Below are 17,796 nucleotides of genomic sequence, written 5' to 3'. Positions count from 1 at the left end.
ATGACCGACATCACAGCGGTTGAATTCGAGAGCCACGGCATCACCGTCCGCGGCGCGCACTTCCGGGGACAGGGAACAGCCCTGGCCACCGACCAGGGACGTCCCTGCGTGGTGATGGCGCACGGCCTGGGCGGCGTGCGCGCGGCGCGGCTCGACGCCTTCGCCGAACGCTTCGCGCAGGCCGGCCTGGACGCGCTGGTGTTCGACTACCGCTGCTTCGGCGACTCCGACGGCGAGCCGCGCCAGCACCTGAACATCCGCGCCCAGCTCGACGACTGGGCCGCGGCGATCGCACACGCGCGCACGCTCAAAGGCGTGGATGGCAAACGCATCGCGCTGTGGGGCAGCTCGTTCTCCGGCGGGCATGTCGTCGTCGCAGCCGTCGAGGATGGCCGCGTCCAGGCGGTCAGCAGCCAGGGGCCGATGATGGACGGCCTCGCCGCGCTCGTGAACGTGATGCGCTATGCGGGTCCGCTGCAGGTCGCGCAACTGACCGCGCACGCGGCCTGGGATGCGCTGGGCGCGGTCGCCGGCCTGCGGCATCGCATTGCGCTGGTCGCGCCTCCCGGCGGACTCGCGGCGATGTCCTCACACGACGCCCAGTCCGGCTACCGCGCGATCGTCCCGCAGGACTGGATCAACGAAGTCACCGCCGCGTGGATGCTGCAGCTGCCGCTGTACCGGCCGCTGCTCAAGGCCGCACGGCTGCCCTGCCCGATCCTGATCTGCATCTGCACGAAGGACTCGGTGGCGCCGCCGGCGGCGGCCGAGGACGCGGCGCGGCGCGCCGGTCCGCGTGCGGAAGTGAAGCGTTACGACATCGGCCACTTCGACATCTACGTCGGCGACGGCTTCGAGCGCGCGGTGGCGGATCAGATCGAGTTCTTCACGCGAGCACTCAAGCCGGCCGGCGACGGCTCATCGTGATCAGGCCCCGCTACGTCGCGGACGAAATGGACGGCCGGCTGCTGATCCGCTTCCGCGGCGGTCTGGCCTTGCGCCTGTTCGGCCTGCCGTGGCTGATCGCCGGCGGCTGGTTCCTGATGCAGCTGCTGCTGGGCATCGTCGATTCGGTGCGTCACCACGAGATGCTGCTGACCCTGCCGGGCATCGCACTGCTGATCGCGATGGCTCTGGTGTTCGGCGTGCCGGGCTGGCTGATGCTGCTGACGCGCAAGTGGACCTCCATCGACGTGCGCAAGCGCGAAGTCCTCGACGTCAAGGACTTCGTCATCTGGCGGCGCACGCGACGCCTGCATGCATTGCAGCTCGAGCGCGTCGTCGCGTCGCGCGAGACGGCTGCGGAGAGCCGTCGCACCAGCCCGGTCTTCCCGGTGGAACTGCATGAGGCCGGTGGCGTCGCAGTGCTGGCCGCCGAGTTCGAGCGCGCCGCCGACGCGGTGACACTCGGCACGCGCATCGCATCGCTGCTGGCGCTGCCCTTCGTCGACGAGACCGGCAAGCCCGAATCCTCTGATTGACGTCATTCCCGCGCATGCGGGAATCCATGCTCGGTTGCGGACCCTGGATGCCCGCCTTCGCGGGCATGACGACAGCTTGCGGCTGATTGAACCCGGCTTCGCGATCGCGCGCCAGAGCATCTCGAACAGTGAGTCGGGGATTTCACGGACTGCCGGTGGCAATTCGTGCCCGACGAACGCCTGGGGCTGGGGCCCCAGGCAGTTCGCCTAGGCCGCCACGGGTTTCGCTATGGCTCGCCAGAGCATCTCGAACAACACATTCGCCTGTTTCGTGAGCGAGTCCTTCATGCCGCGCTGCACCCAGGACTGCGCGAGGCGGAACAGCACGCCGAGGAAATAGTCGAGCAGGATCTTCTCGTCCACCTGGTCGTTGAGCACACCCTTGGCGCGGCCTTCGGCGAGCACGCGGATGAAGGTGCCGAACAGTTCCGGATACTCGTACTGGCCCTGCTTGCGCCAGGTGTTGATGTAAACCGAGCTCATCATCAGCTGCAGCACCTTGGGATTGCGTTCGATGAAATCGAGCGCGACCCAGAACACCTTGCGCAGGCGCTCCTTGTAATCCTCGATGCCCTGCAGGTGATCGATCATCCGCGCGGCGAGCTGGCCGAGCCAGGTGTCGAGACTGGAGAACAGCAGCGCTTCCTTGCTGCCGTAGTACTTGTAGATCGTCTGCAGCGACACGTTCGCGCCGCGCGCGATCTCGATCAGGCCGACGCGGTGGAACTCGCGGTTGGCGAAGACATCGAGCACGGCCTGCTCGATGCGCACCTGCGTGTCCGGATCCAGCTGGCTCCGGTCGATCGCGTCCGACTGCGCCTTGCCCATCTCTGGCTCCTCTCAGTAACGACTCTTACTCGACGGGCGTCGTCCCGTCTGCTTGCCACGTTGACCCGGGGTGCCGGAGCTGTTTAATCTCCGGGCCCGACCTACGTTCGCGTAGGATCCGCCCTGCCCGCGTTCATCCCGCGCAGATGGTAATTGTGATTACCTTATCGCGCAAGCGCGGTCTGCAATCTGCAATACGAGAACCCCATGGCCGAAGCATTCATCTACGACGCCGTGCGCACGCCGCGCGGCAAGGGCAAGAAGGACGGCAGCCTGCACCAGGTCACGCCGGTGCACCTGGTGGTCACCTGCCTCGATGCGCTGCGCCAGCGCAACGATCTCGACACGTCGAAGGTCGATGACGTCGTGCTCGGCTGTGTGACGCCGGTCGGCGAACAGGGCGCGGACATTGCGCGCACCGCGGTGCTCGCGGCGAACTGGGCCGAAACCGTCGCCGGCGTCACCCAGTCGCGCTTCTGCGCGTCGGGCCTCGAATCGGTGAACCTCGCCGCGATGAAGGTGCTGTCCGGCTTCGAGGATCTGGTGGTCGGCGGCGGCGTCGAGAGCATGTCGCGCTGGCCGATGGGCTCGGACGGCGGCGCGTGGGCGATGGACCCGCGCATCAACCAGATGACGGGCTTCGCGCCGCAGGGCATCGGCGCCGACACGATCGCGACGCTCGAAGGCTTCTCGCGCCAGGACGTCGATGCGTTTGCACTGCGCTCGCAGCGCCTGGCGACCCAGGCGTGGAAGGAACGCCGCTTCGCACGCTCGGTCGTGCCGGTGAAGGATCTCAACGGCCTGACCGTGCTCGACCACGACGAGTACATCCGCCCGGACACGACGATGGCGGGTCTCGCACAGCTCAAGCCGTCCTTCGAGCAGATGGGCCAGATGGGCTTCGACGCGACCGCGCTGCGCAAGTACACGACGCTGGAGAAGATTAACCACGTGCACCACGCCGGCAACAGCTCCGGCATCGTCGATGGTGCCGCCGCGGTGCTGGTCGGCAACAAGGCGATCGGCAGGAAGCTGGGGCTGAAAGCCCGCGCGCGCATCCGCGCCACCGCGGTGATCGGTTCGGAACCGACGATCATGCTCACCGGCATCGCACCGGCGTCGCGCAAGGCGCTGAAGAAGGCCGGCATGGACGTCAAGGACATCGACCTGTTCGAGATCAACGAGGCGTTTGCTGCCGTCGTGATGCGCGCGGCGCGCGATCTGGACATCGACATGGACCGCATCAATGTCAACGGCGGCGCCATCGCGATGGGCCATCCGCTGGGCGCCACCGGCGCGATGATCCTCGGCACGCTGCTCGACGAACTGGAACGCCAGGACAAGCAGGTCGGGCTGGCCTCGCTGTGCGTCGGCGCCGGCATGGGCATCGCCACGATCATCGAGCGTGTCTGAGAATCAAAGGAATCCAACCATGACCGCAGTGCAATTCAACAAGGACGTCGACGGCATCGTCACGCTGATCCTCGACATGCCGGGCCGTTCGATGAACGTGCTCAACGAAGAACTCACCGGGCCGTTCGCAGATGCGATCCAGAAGATCGAGAGTGATCCGTCGATCAAGGGCGTGATCATCACGTCGGGCAAGAAGGAATTCCTCGCCGGCGCCGACATCGACAAGGTCTATGCGATGACGGACCCGCAGGAAGCCTTCGACATGGCGCAGGCCTACAAGGCCTTCCTGCGCCGTCTCGAAAAGTGCGGCCGGCCGGTGGTCGCCGCGCTCAACGGTACCGCGCTGGGCGGCGGGCTCGAGCTCGCGCTGGCCTGCCATTACCGCGTCGCGATCAACGATCCGAAGGCCAAGTTCGGCCTGCCGGAAGTCAAGCTCGGCCTGCTGCCCGGCGGCGGCGGCACGCAGCGCCTGCCGCGCCTGATCGGCATCCAGGCTTCGCTGCCGCTGATGCTCGAAGGCAAGGAGCTGCGCGCTGACCAGGCCAAGCAGCAGGGCATCCTCCACGAACTGGCGACCGACCGCGACGACATGCTCGCCAAGGCCAAGGCCTGGTGCCTCGCCAATCCCAAGCCGGTGCAGCCCTGGGACGACAAGAAGTTCAAGTGGCCGGGCGGCGACTCCAAGTCGCCGGCCAACGCGCAACTGTGGGCGATCGCGCCGTCGATGGCCAGCGCCAAGTCCTACGGCAACTACCCGGCACTGACCAACATCATGTCCTGCGTGTTCGAAGGCGGTATCACCGACTTCGACACGGGCTGCACCGTCGAGTCGCGCTACTTCGCCAACTGCGTGGTCTCGCAGGTGTCGAAGAACATGATCGGCACGCTGTGGTTCCAGCTCAACGGCATCAACAAGGGTGGCTCGCGTCCGCAAGGCTTCGAGAAGTCCACCGTCAGGAAACTCGGCATCCTCGGCGCCGGCATGATGGGCGCGGGGATCGCCTACGTCTCGGCCAAGGTCGGCATCGAGGTCGTGCTGCTCGACACTACGCAGGACAACGCCGACAAGGGCAAAGCCTATTCCGCGGGCCTGCTCGACAAGGCGATCAAGAAGGGCCGCGAGACGCCGCAGGGCAAGGAGGCATTCCTCGCCCGCATCAAGGCGACGACGAACTACGAGGATCTCAAGGGCTGCGATCTGGTCATCGAAGCCGTGTTCGAGGACCGCGCGATCAAGGCCGACGTCACCAGGAAGGCCGAGGCGCAGCTCGCCAAGACGGCAGTGTTCGCGTCGAACACCTCGACGCTGCCGATCACCGGCCTCGCGCAGGCCAGCGAACGTCCGAAGAACTTCATCGGCCTGCACTTCTTCTCGCCCGTGGACAAGATGCCGCTGGTCGAGATCATCAAGGGCAAGAAGACCTCGCCGGAGACGCTGGCCAAGGGTTTCGACTTCGTGCAGCAGATCAAGAAGACGCCGATCGTCGTCAACGACGCGCGCGGCTTCTACACCTCGCGCTGCTTCGCGACCTATCCGATGGAGGGGATGACGCTGCTCGCCGAAGGCCAGCATCCTCGCGCGATCGAGGCCGCGGGCCTGCAGGCCGGCATGCCGGTCGGCCCGCTTGCGGTGCAGGACGAGGTGTCGCTGTCGCTGTCGATGCACGTGCTCGAACAGACGCGCAAAGACTTCGCCGCCGAAGGCAAGACCGCGCCGGAGCATCCGGGCGTCGCGGTGATCGAGAAGATGTGCAACTCACTCAACCGCCCCGGCAAGAAGGCCGGCAAGGGCTTCTACGATTACCCTCAAGGGGGCCAGAAGCACCTGTGGGACGGACTGACGAAGGTTTTCCCGCTCGCCGAGCAGCTGCCGCAGCAGGAGCTGATCGACCGCCTGATGTTCGCGCAGGCGAACGAGGCGGCGAAATGCCACGAAGAAGGCGTCGTCGAAACCGTCGCCGACACCAACATCGGCTCGATCTTCGGCTGGGGCTTCGCGCCGTTCCAGGGCGGCGCGCTGCAGTTCATCAATGCCTACGGCGTCGCCAACTTCGTCAGGCGCAGCAGAGAACTCGAAAAGAAGTACGGCGCGCGCTTCAAGCCGGCACGCATCCTCGTGGCGATGGCCAAGGAAGGCCGCAAGTTCGAATAAGCGTCGCCAACACTCCATACCGTCATGCCCGCGAAAGCGGGCATCCAGAGCGACTCTCGGGTTTCCTGGATTCCCGTTCCCCGACTGAAGCACTCGGGGACAAGCTTCGCGGGCATGACGGATCCATATCCATTACCCCACTGCGCAGGATTGCCGTCAATGTTCAACACCGCTCTCGCCCAAGGCAGCTACGTCACCGACGAGCTGCGCATGTTCCAGGAAACCGCCCGGCGCTTCATGCAGACCGAGGTCGCGCCCAACGTCCTGCGCTGGGACGAACAGGGCTGCGTCGATCGCGAGCTGTGGAACAAGGCCGGTGAACTGGGCCTGCTGTGCCCGAGCATTCCGGTCGAGTACGGCGGCGGCGGCGGCACCATCGCCTTCGAGAAGGTGCTGATTGAGGAACAGGGCAAGGCCGGCTGCAGCGCCTGGGGCCTGTCTCTGCACAACGGCATCGTCGCGCACTACATCCTGCACTACGGCACCGAAGCGCAGAAGCAGGCCTGGCTGCCCAGGCTCGCGACCGGCGAACTGGTCGGCGCCATCGCCATGACCGAGCCCGGCACCGGCTCCGACCTGCAGAGCGTGCGCACATCGGCGATCGCCGACGGCGACGACTACATCGTCAACGGCCAGAAGGTGTTCATCACCAACGGCCAGCAGGCCGGCCTGATCATCGTGGTCGCCAAGACCAACCCTAACGACAAGGCCAAGGGCATTTCGCTGGTCGTCGTCGAGACCGACAAGGTCCAGGGCTTCCGTCGCGGCCGCAACCTCGAAAAGGTCGGCATGCATGGCCAGGACACTTCGGAGCTGTTCTTCGAGAACGTGCGCATCCCCAAGACCAACCTGCTCGGCAAGGGCGAAGGCCTGGGCTTCGTGCAGCTGATGGAACAGCTGCCGCAGGAACGCCTGATCGTCGCCTGGGCGGCGGTTGCTGCGATGGAACTGGCGCTCGACATCACCACGCAGTACGTCAAGGACCGCAAGGCCTTCGGCAAGCGCGTGATCGACTTCCAGAACACCCGCTTCCAGCTCGCCGAAGCCCGCACCGAAGCCATGCTCGGCCGCGTGCTGGTCGAGAAGTGCACCGAGCTGCTGCTCCACAAGAAGCTCGACGCCGTGACCGCGGCGATGGCCAAGTACTGGACCACCGACAAGCAGTTCGAGATTGCCGACCTGTGCCTGCAGCTCCACGGCGGCTACGGCTACATGGACGAGTACCCGATCTCCCGCCTGTGGCGCGACTCGCGCGTGCAGCGCATCTACGGCGGCACCAACGAGATCATGAAGGAGTTGATCGGGCGGTTCCTGTAACCGACGGACCGCTGCAAAGAGAACGGCGCAGATCTCGCGATCTGCGCCGTTCTCTTTGCCCATCGAGCACGATAGTTTCGCGTCAGTGACTTCGCTTTCCGGCGCGATCATCGGCGACTACACGGTCGATCAGCTCGACAGCAACCCGGCGGCGTAGTTTTGCCGGCTAAAGGCCAGTGGGCACGCGCGTTCTCGTGACCGGTCTGGACAAGGCGCTCAATCGCTTGAGCGCCTTGCCGCCGATCTCGCGCGCCGCCGCGCGCGAGTCCGTGGTGGACGTGTGAGCCGTCGGTAAGGGCCTTTGAGACACCCTCAAGCCATCTGCTGAGCCACCCTCAAACCATGCGGCGCGCTACACGACGACCACTACTTCTTCCTCAAAATCCGCGCAGCGTTCCCCGGAATCGGGTGAAGAACCTTAATTAAGCAACTGGCGGAGAGAGCGGGATTCGAACCCGCGATACGGCTTGTCACCGTATACACGCTTTCCAGGCGTGCTCCTTCAACCACTCGGACATCTCTCCGTTGAGGCTCGATCCCGGCCGGCGCACGGCGGGCGCATTATACCGGTTGCGCTTCAGGACTGGTCGGGCGCGGGCTTGGCGGCGTCCGGGGCCGGCGGTTCGGCCTTGAGGTTCAGCGGCGGCGGCACGTCGAGGCATTCAGTGCGCATCTTGCCGGGCTTCTTCGGGTCTTCGACCTCGCGTGCGAAGGGCACCGGATGCGCGGGCGGCGGCGGGATCTGCAGCGCCGACGGCGAATCGCGCACGGCGAGCCCGTCCACCTGCGCCGGAACCGGCAGGGTCTGCGCGCGCTGGTACTCGAACTCGCCGACGCAGTGGCGACTGACACCCCCACAGGCCGTGAGCAGGACCGCGGCGGCCAGGGCAGTCAGGGGTGGTCTCATCACAGCGCTCCGGCGGCGCGCAGAGCGGCGCGCACGACCTCGTGGTGGGACGGATCGAGGGGAACGAGCGGCAACCGCAGGCCGTTCTGGATCTTCTTCATTTCGGCGAGAGCCCACTTGACGGGAATGGGATTGGGTTCCACGAACAGATCCTTGTGCAGGGCGCGGAGTTCCGCATCCAGGGCGAGCGCGCCGGCACGGTCGCCGGCCAGCGCGGCGGCGCACAGGCGGTGCATCTTGCGCGGCGCGACGTTGGCGGTCACCGAGATATCGCCCTGGCAACCGGCGAGGATCGACTCGCAGGCGGTGGCGTCGTCGCCGGAATAGATCGCGAAGTGCGCGCCGAGCTCGAGCGCCAGCAGTTCCCGGATGCGCGACAGCTCGCCCTTGGCTTCCTTGAGCCCGACGATGTTCGGAATCCGGGCCAGGCGGGCGACGGTGGCCGGCAGCATGTCGCAGCCGGTGCGGCCGGGCACGTTGTAGAGGATCTGCGGCAGATCGACCGCCTCGGCAACCGCCTTGTAATGGCGGTAAAGACCTTCCTGCGGCGGCTTGTTGTAGTACGGCGTCACCAGCAGCGCCGCATCGGCACCGACGTCCTTGGCGGCGCGCGTCTGCGCGATCGCCTCGGCCGTGGAATTCGAGCCGGTGCCGGCGATGACCGGCACTCGCTTCTTCGCATAACCGACGACGCGGCGAATCACCTCGATGTGCTCGTCGAAATCAAGCGTCGCCGACTCACCGGTGGTGCCGACCGCGACGATCGCGTCGGTGCCTTCGGCGATATGCCATTCGACCAGTCCGGCGAGACTGTTCCAGTCCACCGCCCCGTCCGGAAACATCGGCGTGACGATGGCAACGATGCTGCCCTTGATCATGGGGATCGCGCGCGGAGCGCCGCAAAAAATGGGCGTGAAGTATAGCGGTCGGCCCGAATCGATTAAACTTAGGTCTGATCTTTTCAGCTGGCACCATGGCACAGACCGATTCCCTGCTCACCGTTTCCGCCATCGGCAAGCCCAAGGGCAACGTTCCGCTCGAACTGTTCAAGGCGATCCGCGAGCGTGGCGGCGAGGTCGAGGATTGCCGCATCGCGCAGATCGGTGACCGCCTGACGGCGAACCTGCTCGTGTCGGGCAACTGGAGTACGCTTGGCCGGCTCGAAACTGCGCTGCCCGGCATCGCCGAGAAGCTCGAACTGCAGGTGCGATTCGAGCGCTGCGATCCGCGCCCGGTCAATCCCGAGTATCGCCCCTACGCCGCCGAGGTCGTCGCGCCGCAGGACTCCAACCTGCTGGTCAACATCCTGGAGTTTTTCCAGCATCAGGACGTCATCGTCGTCGAGATCTCGACGCAGAAGTACCAATCGACCTACACCGGCGCCGAAATGGCCAGCGTGCAGATGGTGTTGCACGTGCCGGTCAACCAGCATCCGCAGGCTCTGCGCGAGTCCTTCATGGACCTGTGCGACGACCTCAACGCCGACGGCATGCTCGATCCGATCAAGACCTGACCGCTGCCGCATCCATCGGCCCGGCATCCGCGTAAGGCAGCGCACGCTCGGCTGACACAGGACTCCCGCAATGACGCTCCAGATCGGCGACCCGCTCCCGGATCTCGACCTCCCGGCCACCGGCGGCCGGAACCTCCGCCTGACCTCGTTCAAGGGCAAGGCGCTGGTGATCTACTTCTATCCCAAGGACAACACGCCCGGCTGCACGCAGGAAGGACAGGACTTCCGCGACCTGCACGCGGAGTTCGTCAGGGCCGGCGCCGTGGTGCTCGGCGTGTCGCGCGACAGCCTGCGCTCGCACGAGAATTTCGCCGCGAAGTTCGAGTTCCCGTTCCCGCTGCTGTCCGACACCGACGAGAAGGCCTGCTCGGTGTTCGACGTGATCCGCGAGAAAAGCCTGTACGGGAAAAAGTATCTGGGCGTGGACCGCAGCACGTTCCTGTTCGACGCGAAGGGCAGGCTGCGGCAGGTCTGGCGCGGCGTGAAGGTCAAGGGTCACGCCCAGGCCGTGCTCGACGCCGTCCGTGCGCTGTGATGGCGCCGAGGCCGCCGCGATTGGTGCGCGGATCGAAACCATAGCGCGATTCCGGATTCCGCGGGAGTCTTCCTCGGCGGCAGGATGATGGTCTAGATTGCCTTGGCACGGTTCGCCGAAGCGGACCGGCATCATCCGCAGCGCAGACGACCATTCCTACCTTCCGCGACAGCACGCCACGCTTGATGGACATCCCCGCAGCGGGTGGCGGCCGTCGTTCCTGCCCACTCCAACGGCGCGCCGCGACACGCGGTGCACCCGGGGACTCGATCCGCTCATGAGCAAGCGCAAGATCTTCGTGCTCGACACGAACGTTCTGCTACACGATCCGACCAGCCTCTACCGCTTCGAAGAACACGATCTCTTCATCCCGATGGTGGTGCTCGAGGAACTCGATGCCTCGAAGAAGGGCACCAGCGAAGTCGCACGCAACGCGCGCCAGGTCAGCCGCTTTCTCGACGAGCTGATGCACGGGCGCAACCACGCGCAGATCGAGAACGGCCTGCCCCTGCCGCGCGTGCGCGGCGGCAACGGCCACGGCACGGGCCGCGGCCGCGGCGGAAAGCCGTCGAGCGGCCATCTGTTCTTCCAGACGCGCCCGCCCGACACCTCCCTGCCCGGCCTGATTCCCGGCAACAAGCCGGACAACAGCATCCTGGTCAACGCGCTGGAGTTGCAGACCAAGCATCCGACGCGCCAGGTCACGCTGGTCAGCAAGGACATCAACCTGCGCATCAAGGCCGCCGTGATCGGCGTGCACACCGAGGACTACCACAACGATCAGGTCCTCGACGACCTCGACCTGCTGTACAGCGGGTACAAGGAGCTGCCGGCGAACTTCTGGTCCACACACGGCGACAAGATGGAGAGCTGGCAGGACGGCCGCGGCCGCGCCGCCTACCGCATCAAGGGGCCGCTGGTGAAGGACTGGCACGTCAACCAGTTCCTCTACATCCCCGACGACACCGAGCGCGGCCTGGAGCTGGTCGTCAGCAAGATCGAGAACAACACCGCCGAACTGCGCGTGATCCGCGACTACCGCCACGGCAAGAGCAGCGTCTGGGGCATCCACGCCAAGAACCGCGAGCAGAACTTCGCGCTCAACCTGCTGCTCGACCCGGAGATCGACTTCGTCACGCTGCTCGGCACCGCCGGAACAGGCAAGACGCTGCTGACGCTGGCGTCCGGGCTGGCGCAGACGATGGACGAGCAACGCTACCGCGAGATCATCATGACGCGCGTGACGGTGCCGGTCGGCGAGGACATCGGCTTCCTGCCCGGCACCGAGGAGGAAAAGATGACGCCGTGGATGGGCGCGCTGATGGACAATCTCGAAGTGCTGACGCAGACCAGCAATGCCGGCGACTGGGAGCGGGCGGCGACCAACGACCTGCTCGCCAAGCGCATCAAGATCCGCTCGCTCAACTTCATGCGCGGCCGCACCTTCCTCAACCGCTTCATCATCATCGACGAGGCGCAGAACCTGACCGCCAAGCAGATGAAGACGCTGATCACGCGCGCCGGCCCCGGCTCGAAGATGATCTGCATGGGCAACCTGAGCCAGATCGACACGCCCTACCTCACGGAGACGACCTCGGGCCTGACCTACGTCGTGGACCGCTTCCAGGGCTGGCCGCACGGCGGGCACGTGACGCTGGCGCGCGGCGAACGGTCGCGCCTGGCCGCCCACGCCTCGGATATTCTGTAGAGTGCGCGCATGATCATCGGTCGGCTCGGCAAGGCAGTGAAGGACGGCGCCCTCGGCGTCGGACTCAAGACCTTCTTCAACGAAAAATTCGGCGAGTACGGTGATGTGCGCGACTGCACCGTCGATACCGCGCAAGGCCGCATCGTCGCGCACGTGCTGATGCGCGGCGAACGCGAGCCGATCACGGTCACGGTCGAGCGCTACGAGATCCTGCAGGAAAACGGCAAGGTGTTCATCGTCATCCGCAAGCTGACGACGACGCGCCAGTGGATCACGTTGCTGCTCAACCGCGTCCTCGACGGCCGCCGCTTCGAGATCCCGGCCAGCGTCAGCAAGATCCTGTAGAGCGGTCTTGGAGTCCGGCTTCGAGCTATTGGCGCTGTGCGGCTTCGCCTTTCTCGCCGGCTTCGTCGATGCGGTAGTCGGCGGCGGCGGCCTGATCCAGATCCCGGCGCTGTTCGTGCTGCTGCCGGAGCTGGCGCCGGCCACGCTGCTGGGCACCAACAAGTTCGCCAGCGTCTGGGGCACGGCTTCGGCGACGCTGCAGTATCTGCGCCGCGTACCGATGGAATGGCGCGCGACGCTGCCGACCGCTGCCAGCGCGCTGCTGTTCGGCTTTCTCGGCGCGCGCATCGCGGCACGGATGCCACCCGATGCGTTCCGCCCGCTGATCCTCGCGCTGCTTGTCGTCGTGCTCGCCTACACGCTGTGGAAGAAGGATCTCGGGGCCCTGCATGCGCCGCGTCTGAGTCCCGGCCAGCAGCACTGGATCGGCCTGGGCACCGGCGCGGCGATCGGCTTCTACGACGGTTTCTTCGGGCCCGGCACCGGCAGCTTCCTGGTGTTCGCCTTCGTCGGCCTGTTCGGTTTCAGTTTTCTCGCCGCGTCGGCATCGGCGAAGTTCGTCAATGTCGTCACCAATCTGGCGGCGCTGGGCTATTTCGCCTCGGACGGCCACGTGCGCTACGAGATCGCCGTGCCGATGGCCGTGTTCAACCTCGCCGGCGGCCTGACCGGTTCGCGCATGGCGATTCGCAAGGGCAGCGCCTTCGTGCGACGGCTCTTCATCGGCATCGTCGGCCTGCTGATCCTGCGCTTCGCCTGGGACATCGGGCGGCAATGATCACGCCCGGTCGGCGGCGAACGACAGCGTGTCTGCGACGCAGGCCAGTCCGAGCCTGAGCATCAGCAGCCGGTCCAGCCCCAGAGCGACGCCGGCGCAGGGCGGCATCCCGTGTGCGAGCGCCGCGATCAGATTGACGTCATAGGGCGGCGCGACGCGGCCGCGCGCACGCCGCCACGCCTGGTCGGCGCGGAAACGCCGTTCCTGCTCGGCCGCATCGGTCAACTCGTGAAAGCCGTTGGCCAGCTCGATGCCCGTCCAGAACAGCTCGAAACGCTCGGCCACCGGCGGATCGTCTTTGCGCACGCGCGCCAGCGCCGCCTGCGAGGCCGGGAAGTCGTAGATGAACTCGGGCGTGTCCGTGCCCAGACGCGGGCCGACGACGCGCGACATCCACAGGTCGAGCCAGAAGTCCCGGTCGCCGATCTCGTCGTGCGTCAGGCCGAGCGGCTCGTCGATGCCGTGGGCACGCAAACGGCTGCGCAGGTCGGCGGCGTCGGCCGTGAACGGATCGAAGCCCGCGTGCCGCTGGAACGCCTCGCAATAGCTCAACCGCCCGCAGCCGCCGGGGACGCCGCAGGCGGCGAGCAGCTCGGCGACTTCGTCCATCAGGTCGTGGTGATCGAAGCCAGGGCGGTACCACTCCAGCATCGAGAATTCCGGATTATGATGGCGCCCCTGCTCGTCCGCGCGGAACACGCGCGCGATCTGCCAGATCGGTCCGCTGCCGGCAGCGAGCAGCCGCTTCATCGCGAACTCGGGCGAGGTGTGCAGAAAGACGTCAGGCGCGAGACGTGAGGCGTGAGGCGCTGAAACCGCAAAGCTGTCGATGTGCCGATCGACCGTCGCGTGACGTGACAGGATCGGCGTCTCGACTTCGAGCACGCCGCGCGCCGCAAAAAAGGAACGGACGGCGCCGTACAGCGCCGCCCGTTGCTTCAGCACTTCGAGACTGGCGGACGGACGCCAGTCCGGCGCCTCACGCCTCACGTCATCTACTTCCCGGCACGCGCCAGATATTCGCCGGTCCGCGTGTCCACCTTGATCTTCTCGCCCTGCTGGATGAACAGCGGCACCTTGACGACCGCGCCGGTCTCCAGCTTGGCCGGCTTGCTGCCACCGGTGGCGGTATCGCCCTTGAGCCCCGGGTCGGTCTCGACGATGGTCAGCTCCACCGTGTTCGGCGCGTACACCACCAGCGGCACTTCGTTCCAGAAGGTCACGCGGACGGTTTCCTCGCCCTTGAGCCACTGCGCGGCATCGGCCATGGCCTCCTTGCCCGCCTGCACCTGTTCGTAGGACTTCGGGTCCATGAAAGTCCAGAACTCGCCGTCGTTGTACAGGTACTGCATGTCCTTGTCCTCGACGTCGGCGACTTCCAGCGTGTCGCCGGACTTGAGCGTGCGCTCCAGCACGCGCCCCGTCTTGAGGTTGCGGATCTTCAGCGTGTTGGTCGCCTGGCCCTTGCCCGGCTTGCGATATTCGTTGTCGATCACCGAGTACGGATCTCCGTCGATCAGGAGCTTGGTACCGGCCTTCATTTCGTTGGTGCTGACAGTTGCCATAAATGCCCGTTGCGTGTTGCGGAAGTCGCGGCCCGGGCGGCTGACGGCCCGGGCCGGACGCTCACTAGTGCTGGTATTGAAAAACGGGGCCATGAATGGCCCCGATCTGTGACAGGATGTCGGTCATGATAGCGCTCCCCCAGCCCCTCCGCCAACAAGCCCCGCAGTGGCAGCACGCCCTGCGCGAAGCATTCACGCGCCCGGACGAACTGCTGCGTTTCCTCGATCTCGATGCGTCACTGCCCATGCTCGCGCTCGAGCGCGTGCGCGACTTCCCGCTGCGCGTGCCGCGCGGCTACGCGCAGCGCATGCGCAAGGGCGACCCGCGCGATCCGCTGTTCCTGCAGGTCTGGCCGCGGCCGCAGGAGGCGGACGCGGCGCCGGGGTTCGGCATCGACGCGGTCGGCGACCTGCGCAAGGCGCGCGGCGGCGGCCTGATACACAAGTACCGGGGCCGCGTGCTCGTGATCGCCACCGGCGCCTGCGCCGTGCACTGCCGCTACTGCTTCCGTCGGCACTTCCCGTACAACGAGCATCTGGGCGCGCGCGACCACTGGCGCGAGGCGCTGCACACCATCGCCTCGGACGCCTCGATCACGGAAGTGATCCTCTCTGGCGGCGATCCTTTGTCGCTGGCCGACGACAAGCTCGCCGAGTTCGCCGATGCACTCGACCGCATCCCGCACCTGCGCCGCCTGCGCCTGCACACGCGCCAGCCGGTCGTGCTGCCCGAGCGCGTGGACGAACGTCTGCTGGACTGGCTGGGACGGGGGCGCCTGGCGAAGGTCATCGTGCTGCACGTCAATCACGCCCACGAGCTGGACCACGGCGTCGCCGCCGCGCTGAGGCCGCTGCGCGCGCTGGGGCTCACACTGCTGAACCAGTCCGTGTTGCTGCGCGGCATCAACGACGACGTCGCCACTCTGCAACAGTTGTCCGAACGGCTGTCGGAATGTGGCATCCTCCCGTACTATCTGCACCTGCTGGACCGGGTGCAGGGCACGGCCCATTTCGAGGTCGATGAGGACAGGGCCTGCGCACTGATGCAGGGGCTCGCGGCGCGCTTGCCGGGTTACCTCGTCCCGAAGCTGGTCCGCGAGGAGTCCGGGGCACTTTCGAAAACGACGATTGCATGGCAGCCACCGCGGAACATCTGAAGTTCGACACGGCCAGGACCGGTGCCACGAGCCAGGTCATCCTGCTGATCGCGCCCTCCGAAAGCACCGCCAAGGGCATCGAGAGCTACCTGCGCAACGCCGGACACCCGATCCGCTGCGCATGGGTCACCGACATGGAGGATGTCGAAAACGCGCTGCGTGCCGGCACCCCCGACCTGCTGATCTGCGCGGAAACCGTCGCCGGCGTGGCGCTCAAGGACGTGCTCGAGCTCGGACGCCGCCTGATGCCCGACCTGCCGGTGGTCGTGCTGACCTCGCATGCCACGCCCGAGGACACGGTCGCCGCGCTGGCGGCTGGCGCCAGTGATCTGGTCTCCGACGAGGACCTCCGGCACCTGCGCCATCTCGAACTGGTCGTCCTGCGCGAGTTGGGCAAGCATCGCCACCTGCGCGAGCTGCGCAGCACGCGCCAGCGCCTCGCCGCCTTCGAATCCCGTCACCAGCAGCTCGTGGCCGGCACCAAGGATGCCGTTGCGCACATCCAGGAAGGCATCCTCGCCGAGGTCAACCCCGCTTTCGCGCAGCTGCTCGGCTATGACAATCCGGCAGACCTGAGCGCGCTGCCGCTGATGGACCTGATCGCCGAGGACTTCCAGCCCAAGGTCAAGGAACATCTCAAGCTGCTGCGCCGCGGCAAGAACGACAACAAGCCGCTGGAGTGCTGCCTGATCGCCAGGGACGGACGCCGCGTCGCGATCAACGCGCGCGTGAGCGAGAGCATCGTCGATGGCGAGCATCAGATCGAGATGTTGATCCGCGCGGAGAGCCCCGCGGCCGACACGGCCGTGACCACGACGACGGTCGCCGCGCCCGCGCACGGCCGACTGGCATATTTCGACGCACTCGCCGCCGCGATCGCGGCGGCGGGGCAGCACAAGGACAAGCGTGCCGCGGTGCTGGTGGCGGTGGACGACTTCGCCGGAACCGAGGAACGGCTCGGCCTGCACGATGCGGTGCAGGCCGTGGACCAGTGCCTGGAGTGGCTGCAGGCGCGCATCGGTCCGCACGATCAGCTGTTCCGCTTCTCGACGAACGAAATCGCCTGCATTCTCGTGCGACCGACGATGCCCGAGATCGTCGAGTTCGGCGAGGCCATCATCCGCGACATCGGCAAGCAGATCTTCAACACCGCCGGCCACGAGGCACAGCTGTCGCTGACCGTCGCCGCCTACCCGTTCACCGGTAGCGAGCAGGCCGCCGTGTTGACCGCGGAGCTGGTTCGCGATGCACGCAAGCTGTCCGCCAAGGGCGGCAACCAGTTCGCCAACGTCGGACCTTCGGCCAAGAGCTCGCTCGACGAAGTCGAGGACGCGCGCAAGGCGGCGCTGGTCAAGAAAGCGCTCATGGACAACCGCCTCAAGCTGGCCTATCAGTCCATCGCCAGCCTGGAGGGCGACACGCGCCAGCATTTCGACGTGCTGGTGCGCATCGTCGATGAGAACGGCGCGGAGCTGCACGCCTCCGAGTTCATTCGCGCGGCCGAGAAGCACAATCTGGTCGGTGCGATCGACCGCTGGGTCACCGCGCGCGCGCTCAAGGTGCAGTCGAAGCGCGAAGGCGCACAGGACGCATCGAGCCTGTTCATCAAGCTGTCCGAGGACACGCTCAAGGACGCCGAGAGCTTCGTGGCCTGGTTCGCGGAACAGGTGAAGGGCCGCCCGCTCAAGCCCGGCGAACTGGTGTTCGAACTGCGCGAACTGGTCGTGCAAAACCACATCCGCAAGGCGCGCATGCTGACCAAATCACTGACCGAACTGGGCGCCCAGATCGCGGTCGAGCACTTCGGCATCGGCTCGAACTCAGCGCAGATGCTCGAACACATCCCGATGCAGTTCATCAAGTTCCATCAGTCGTTCACCGCGAACTTCAACGACAAGGAACTGCACAAGAAGATGGTCACGCTGATGGAGATCGCCAAGGGCAAGCGCATCCGCATCATCGTCTCGCACGTCGAGGATGCCAACGTGATGGCGCGCCTGTGGCAGATGGGCGTCAACTTCATCCAGGGCTACCACGTGCAGGAGCCCGAGGTCGTGCTGCTCTCCGCCGACGTGAGATAGGCGCGTGCGCGTCCTG

Annotated in this window: 17 protein-coding genes and 1 tRNA gene; 12 read left to right on the top strand and 6 right to left on the bottom strand. The window is 66.2% G+C overall.

The genetic code is table 11. The features are described from left to right. Both AAG565_RS04985 and AAG565_RS04980 read left to right on the top strand, forming a co-directional pair. The gene (locus AAG565_RS04985; RefSeq protein WP_348818454.1) at positions 1 to 927 is read left to right on the top strand and encodes an alpha/beta fold hydrolase; all 927 of its coding nucleotides are present in this window, start codon (positions 1 to 3) and stop codon (positions 925 to 927) included. Next, positions 924 to 1,481 carry a hypothetical protein gene (locus AAG565_RS04980; RefSeq protein ID WP_348818453.1) on the top strand — a complete coding sequence of 186 codons (558 nt, stop codon included), beginning with the start codon at positions 924 to 926 and terminating at the stop codon, positions 1,479 to 1,481. The genes AAG565_RS04985 and AAG565_RS04980 overlap by 4 nt, the downstream gene beginning before the upstream one ends. Before the next feature lie 207 nt (positions 1,482 to 1,688). On the opposite strand, the gene AAG565_RS04975 is transcribed toward AAG565_RS04980, so the two are convergent. Then, positions 1,689 to 2,309, bottom strand: a complete 621-nt coding sequence (locus AAG565_RS04975) for a TetR/AcrR family transcriptional regulator (protein WP_348818452.1) — start codon at positions 2,307 to 2,309, stop codon at positions 1,689 to 1,691. 207 nt (positions 2,310 to 2,516) lie between these two features. Between AAG565_RS04975 and AAG565_RS04970 the strand changes: the two genes are divergently transcribed. From AAG565_RS04970 to AAG565_RS04960, 3 genes are all read left to right on the top strand, one after another. Beyond that, positions 2,517 to 3,722, top strand: a complete 1,206-nt coding sequence (locus AAG565_RS04970) for an acetyl-CoA C-acetyltransferase (RefSeq protein ID WP_348818451.1) — start codon at positions 2,517 to 2,519, stop codon at positions 3,720 to 3,722. A 19-nt stretch (positions 3,723 to 3,741) separates the two neighbouring features. Beyond that, complete coding sequence (locus AAG565_RS04965) at positions 3,742 to 5,874, top strand: 3-hydroxyacyl-CoA dehydrogenase NAD-binding domain-containing protein (protein ID WP_348818450.1); 2,133 nt, start codon at positions 3,742 to 3,744, stop codon at positions 5,872 to 5,874. 159 nt (positions 5,875 to 6,033) lie between these two features. Continuing rightward, a complete protein-coding gene (locus tag AAG565_RS04960; protein WP_348818449.1) occupies positions 6,034 to 7,191 on the top strand; it encodes an acyl-CoA dehydrogenase family protein in 1,158 nt (385 codons plus the stop codon). A 431-nt stretch (positions 7,192 to 7,622) separates the two neighbouring features. Here the strand turns inward: AAG565_RS04960 and AAG565_RS04955 are convergent. The 3 genes from AAG565_RS04955 to dapA all read right to left on the bottom strand — a co-directional run bounded on the left by AAG565_RS04955 (position 7,623) and on the right by dapA (position 8,976). Continuing rightward, positions 7,623 to 7,715: transfer RNA gene (locus tag AAG565_RS04955), tRNA-Ser, on the bottom strand. Between the two features lie 53 nt (positions 7,716 to 7,768). After that, positions 7,769 to 8,098: a hypothetical protein gene (locus AAG565_RS04950; RefSeq protein ID WP_348818448.1), complete on the bottom strand. Its 330-nt coding sequence runs from the start codon at positions 8,096 to 8,098 to the stop codon at positions 7,769 to 7,771. Then, on the bottom strand, positions 8,098 to 8,976 hold the full coding sequence (gene dapA / locus AAG565_RS04945; protein ID WP_348818447.1) for a 4-hydroxy-tetrahydrodipicolinate synthase: 879 nt from the start codon (positions 8,974 to 8,976) through the stop codon (positions 8,098 to 8,100). The genes AAG565_RS04950 and dapA overlap by 1 nt, the downstream gene beginning before the upstream one ends. Before the next feature lie 95 nt (positions 8,977 to 9,071). Between dapA and AAG565_RS04940 the strand changes: the two genes are divergently transcribed. The 5 genes from AAG565_RS04940 to AAG565_RS04920 all read left to right on the top strand — a co-directional run bounded on the left by AAG565_RS04940 (position 9,072) and on the right by AAG565_RS04920 (position 12,977). Continuing rightward, the gene (locus AAG565_RS04940; RefSeq protein WP_348818446.1) at positions 9,072 to 9,611 is read left to right on the top strand and encodes an ACT domain-containing protein; all 540 of its coding nucleotides are present in this window, start codon (positions 9,072 to 9,074) and stop codon (positions 9,609 to 9,611) included. Between the two features lie 70 nt (positions 9,612 to 9,681). Then, positions 9,682 to 10,146, top strand: coding sequence for a peroxiredoxin (locus AAG565_RS04935; protein WP_348818445.1), 465 nt, complete (start codon positions 9,682 to 9,684; stop codon positions 10,144 to 10,146). A 277-nt stretch (positions 10,147 to 10,423) separates the two neighbouring features. Beyond that, on the top strand, positions 10,424 to 11,854 hold the full coding sequence (locus AAG565_RS04930; protein ID WP_348818444.1) for a PhoH family protein: 1,431 nt from the start codon (positions 10,424 to 10,426) through the stop codon (positions 11,852 to 11,854). Positions 11,855 to 11,863: 9 nt separating this feature from the next. After that, positions 11,864 to 12,199 carry a hypothetical protein gene (locus AAG565_RS04925; protein WP_348818443.1) on the top strand — a complete coding sequence of 112 codons (336 nt, stop codon included), beginning with the start codon at positions 11,864 to 11,866 and terminating at the stop codon, positions 12,197 to 12,199. Between the two features lie 7 nt (positions 12,200 to 12,206). Beyond that, positions 12,207 to 12,977, top strand: a complete 771-nt coding sequence (locus AAG565_RS04920; protein WP_348818442.1) for a TSUP family transporter — start codon at positions 12,207 to 12,209, stop codon at positions 12,975 to 12,977. Here AAG565_RS04920 and epmA read toward each other — a convergent pair whose 3' ends face one another. Together epmA and efp are read right to left on the bottom strand one after the other, a co-directional pair. Beyond that, positions 12,978 to 13,967, bottom strand: a complete 990-nt coding sequence (gene epmA / locus AAG565_RS04915) for an EF-P lysine aminoacylase EpmA (RefSeq protein WP_348818441.1) — start codon at positions 13,965 to 13,967, stop codon at positions 12,978 to 12,980. Positions 13,968 to 13,972: 5 nt separating this feature from the next. Beyond that, positions 13,973 to 14,542, bottom strand: a complete 570-nt coding sequence (efp, locus tag AAG565_RS04910; RefSeq protein WP_348818440.1) for an elongation factor P — start codon at positions 14,540 to 14,542, stop codon at positions 13,973 to 13,975. Positions 14,543 to 14,667: 125 nt separating this feature from the next. Here efp and epmB point away from each other — a divergent pair, with 125 nt between their 5' ends. Together epmB and AAG565_RS04900 are read left to right on the top strand one after the other, a co-directional pair. Next, the gene (epmB, locus tag AAG565_RS04905) at positions 14,668 to 15,699 is read left to right on the top strand and encodes an EF-P beta-lysylation protein EpmB (protein WP_348818439.1); all 1,032 of its coding nucleotides are present in this window, start codon (positions 14,668 to 14,670) and stop codon (positions 15,697 to 15,699) included. Beyond that, the gene (locus AAG565_RS04900; RefSeq protein WP_348818438.1) at positions 15,675 to 17,780 is read left to right on the top strand and encodes an EAL domain-containing protein; all 2,106 of its coding nucleotides are present in this window, start codon (positions 15,675 to 15,677) and stop codon (positions 17,778 to 17,780) included. The genes epmB and AAG565_RS04900 overlap by 25 nt, the downstream gene beginning before the upstream one ends. Positions 17,781 to 17,796: the final 16 nt, after the last annotated feature.

Origin of the sequence: Fontimonas sp. SYSU GA230001 (assembly GCF_040066175.1) — a bacterium.
Lineage (GTDB): Bacteria > Pseudomonadota > Gammaproteobacteria > Nevskiales > Nevskiaceae > Solimonas.
Note: the sequence above shows the minus strand (reverse complement) of the source record. Positions and strands in the feature narration are given on the sequence as shown.

Bases quoted from the DNA above. Each gene is read 5' to 3' on its own strand.
- AAG565_RS04985 (WP_348818454.1), top strand. From the start codon at position 1: ATGACCGACATCACAGCGGTTGAATTCGAGAGCCACGGCATCACCGTC.
- AAG565_RS04975 (WP_348818452.1), bottom strand. From the start codon at position 2,309: ATGGGCAAGGCGCAGTCGGACGCGATCGACCGGAGCCAGCTGGATCCG.
- AAG565_RS04970 (WP_348818451.1), top strand. From the start codon at position 2,517: ATGGCCGAAGCATTCATCTACGACGCCGTGCGCACGCCGCGCGGCAAG.
- AAG565_RS04965 (WP_348818450.1), top strand. From the start codon at position 3,742: ATGACCGCAGTGCAATTCAACAAGGACGTCGACGGCATCGTCACGCTG.
- AAG565_RS04960 (WP_348818449.1), top strand. From the start codon at position 6,034: ATGTTCAACACCGCTCTCGCCCAAGGCAGCTACGTCACCGACGAGCTG.
- AAG565_RS04950 (WP_348818448.1), bottom strand. From the start codon at position 8,098: ATGAGACCACCCCTGACTGCCCTGGCCGCCGCGGTCCTGCTCACGGCC.
- dapA (WP_348818447.1), bottom strand. From the start codon at position 8,976: ATGATCAAGGGCAGCATCGTTGCCATCGTCACGCCGATGTTTCCGGAC.
- AAG565_RS04940 (WP_348818446.1), top strand. From the start codon at position 9,072: ATGGCACAGACCGATTCCCTGCTCACCGTTTCCGCCATCGGCAAGCCC.
- AAG565_RS04935 (WP_348818445.1), top strand. From the start codon at position 9,682: ATGACGCTCCAGATCGGCGACCCGCTCCCGGATCTCGACCTCCCGGCC.
- AAG565_RS04930 (WP_348818444.1), top strand. From the start codon at position 10,424: ATGAGCAAGCGCAAGATCTTCGTGCTCGACACGAACGTTCTGCTACAC.
- AAG565_RS04925 (WP_348818443.1), top strand. From the start codon at position 11,864: ATGATCATCGGTCGGCTCGGCAAGGCAGTGAAGGACGGCGCCCTCGGC.
- efp (WP_348818440.1), bottom strand. From the start codon at position 14,542: ATGGCAACTGTCAGCACCAACGAAATGAAGGCCGGTACCAAGCTCCTG.
- epmB (WP_348818439.1), top strand. From the start codon at position 14,668: ATGATAGCGCTCCCCCAGCCCCTCCGCCAACAAGCCCCGCAGTGGCAG.
- AAG565_RS04900 (WP_348818438.1), top strand. From the start codon at position 15,675: ATGGCAGCCACCGCGGAACATCTGAAGTTCGACACGGCCAGGACCGGT.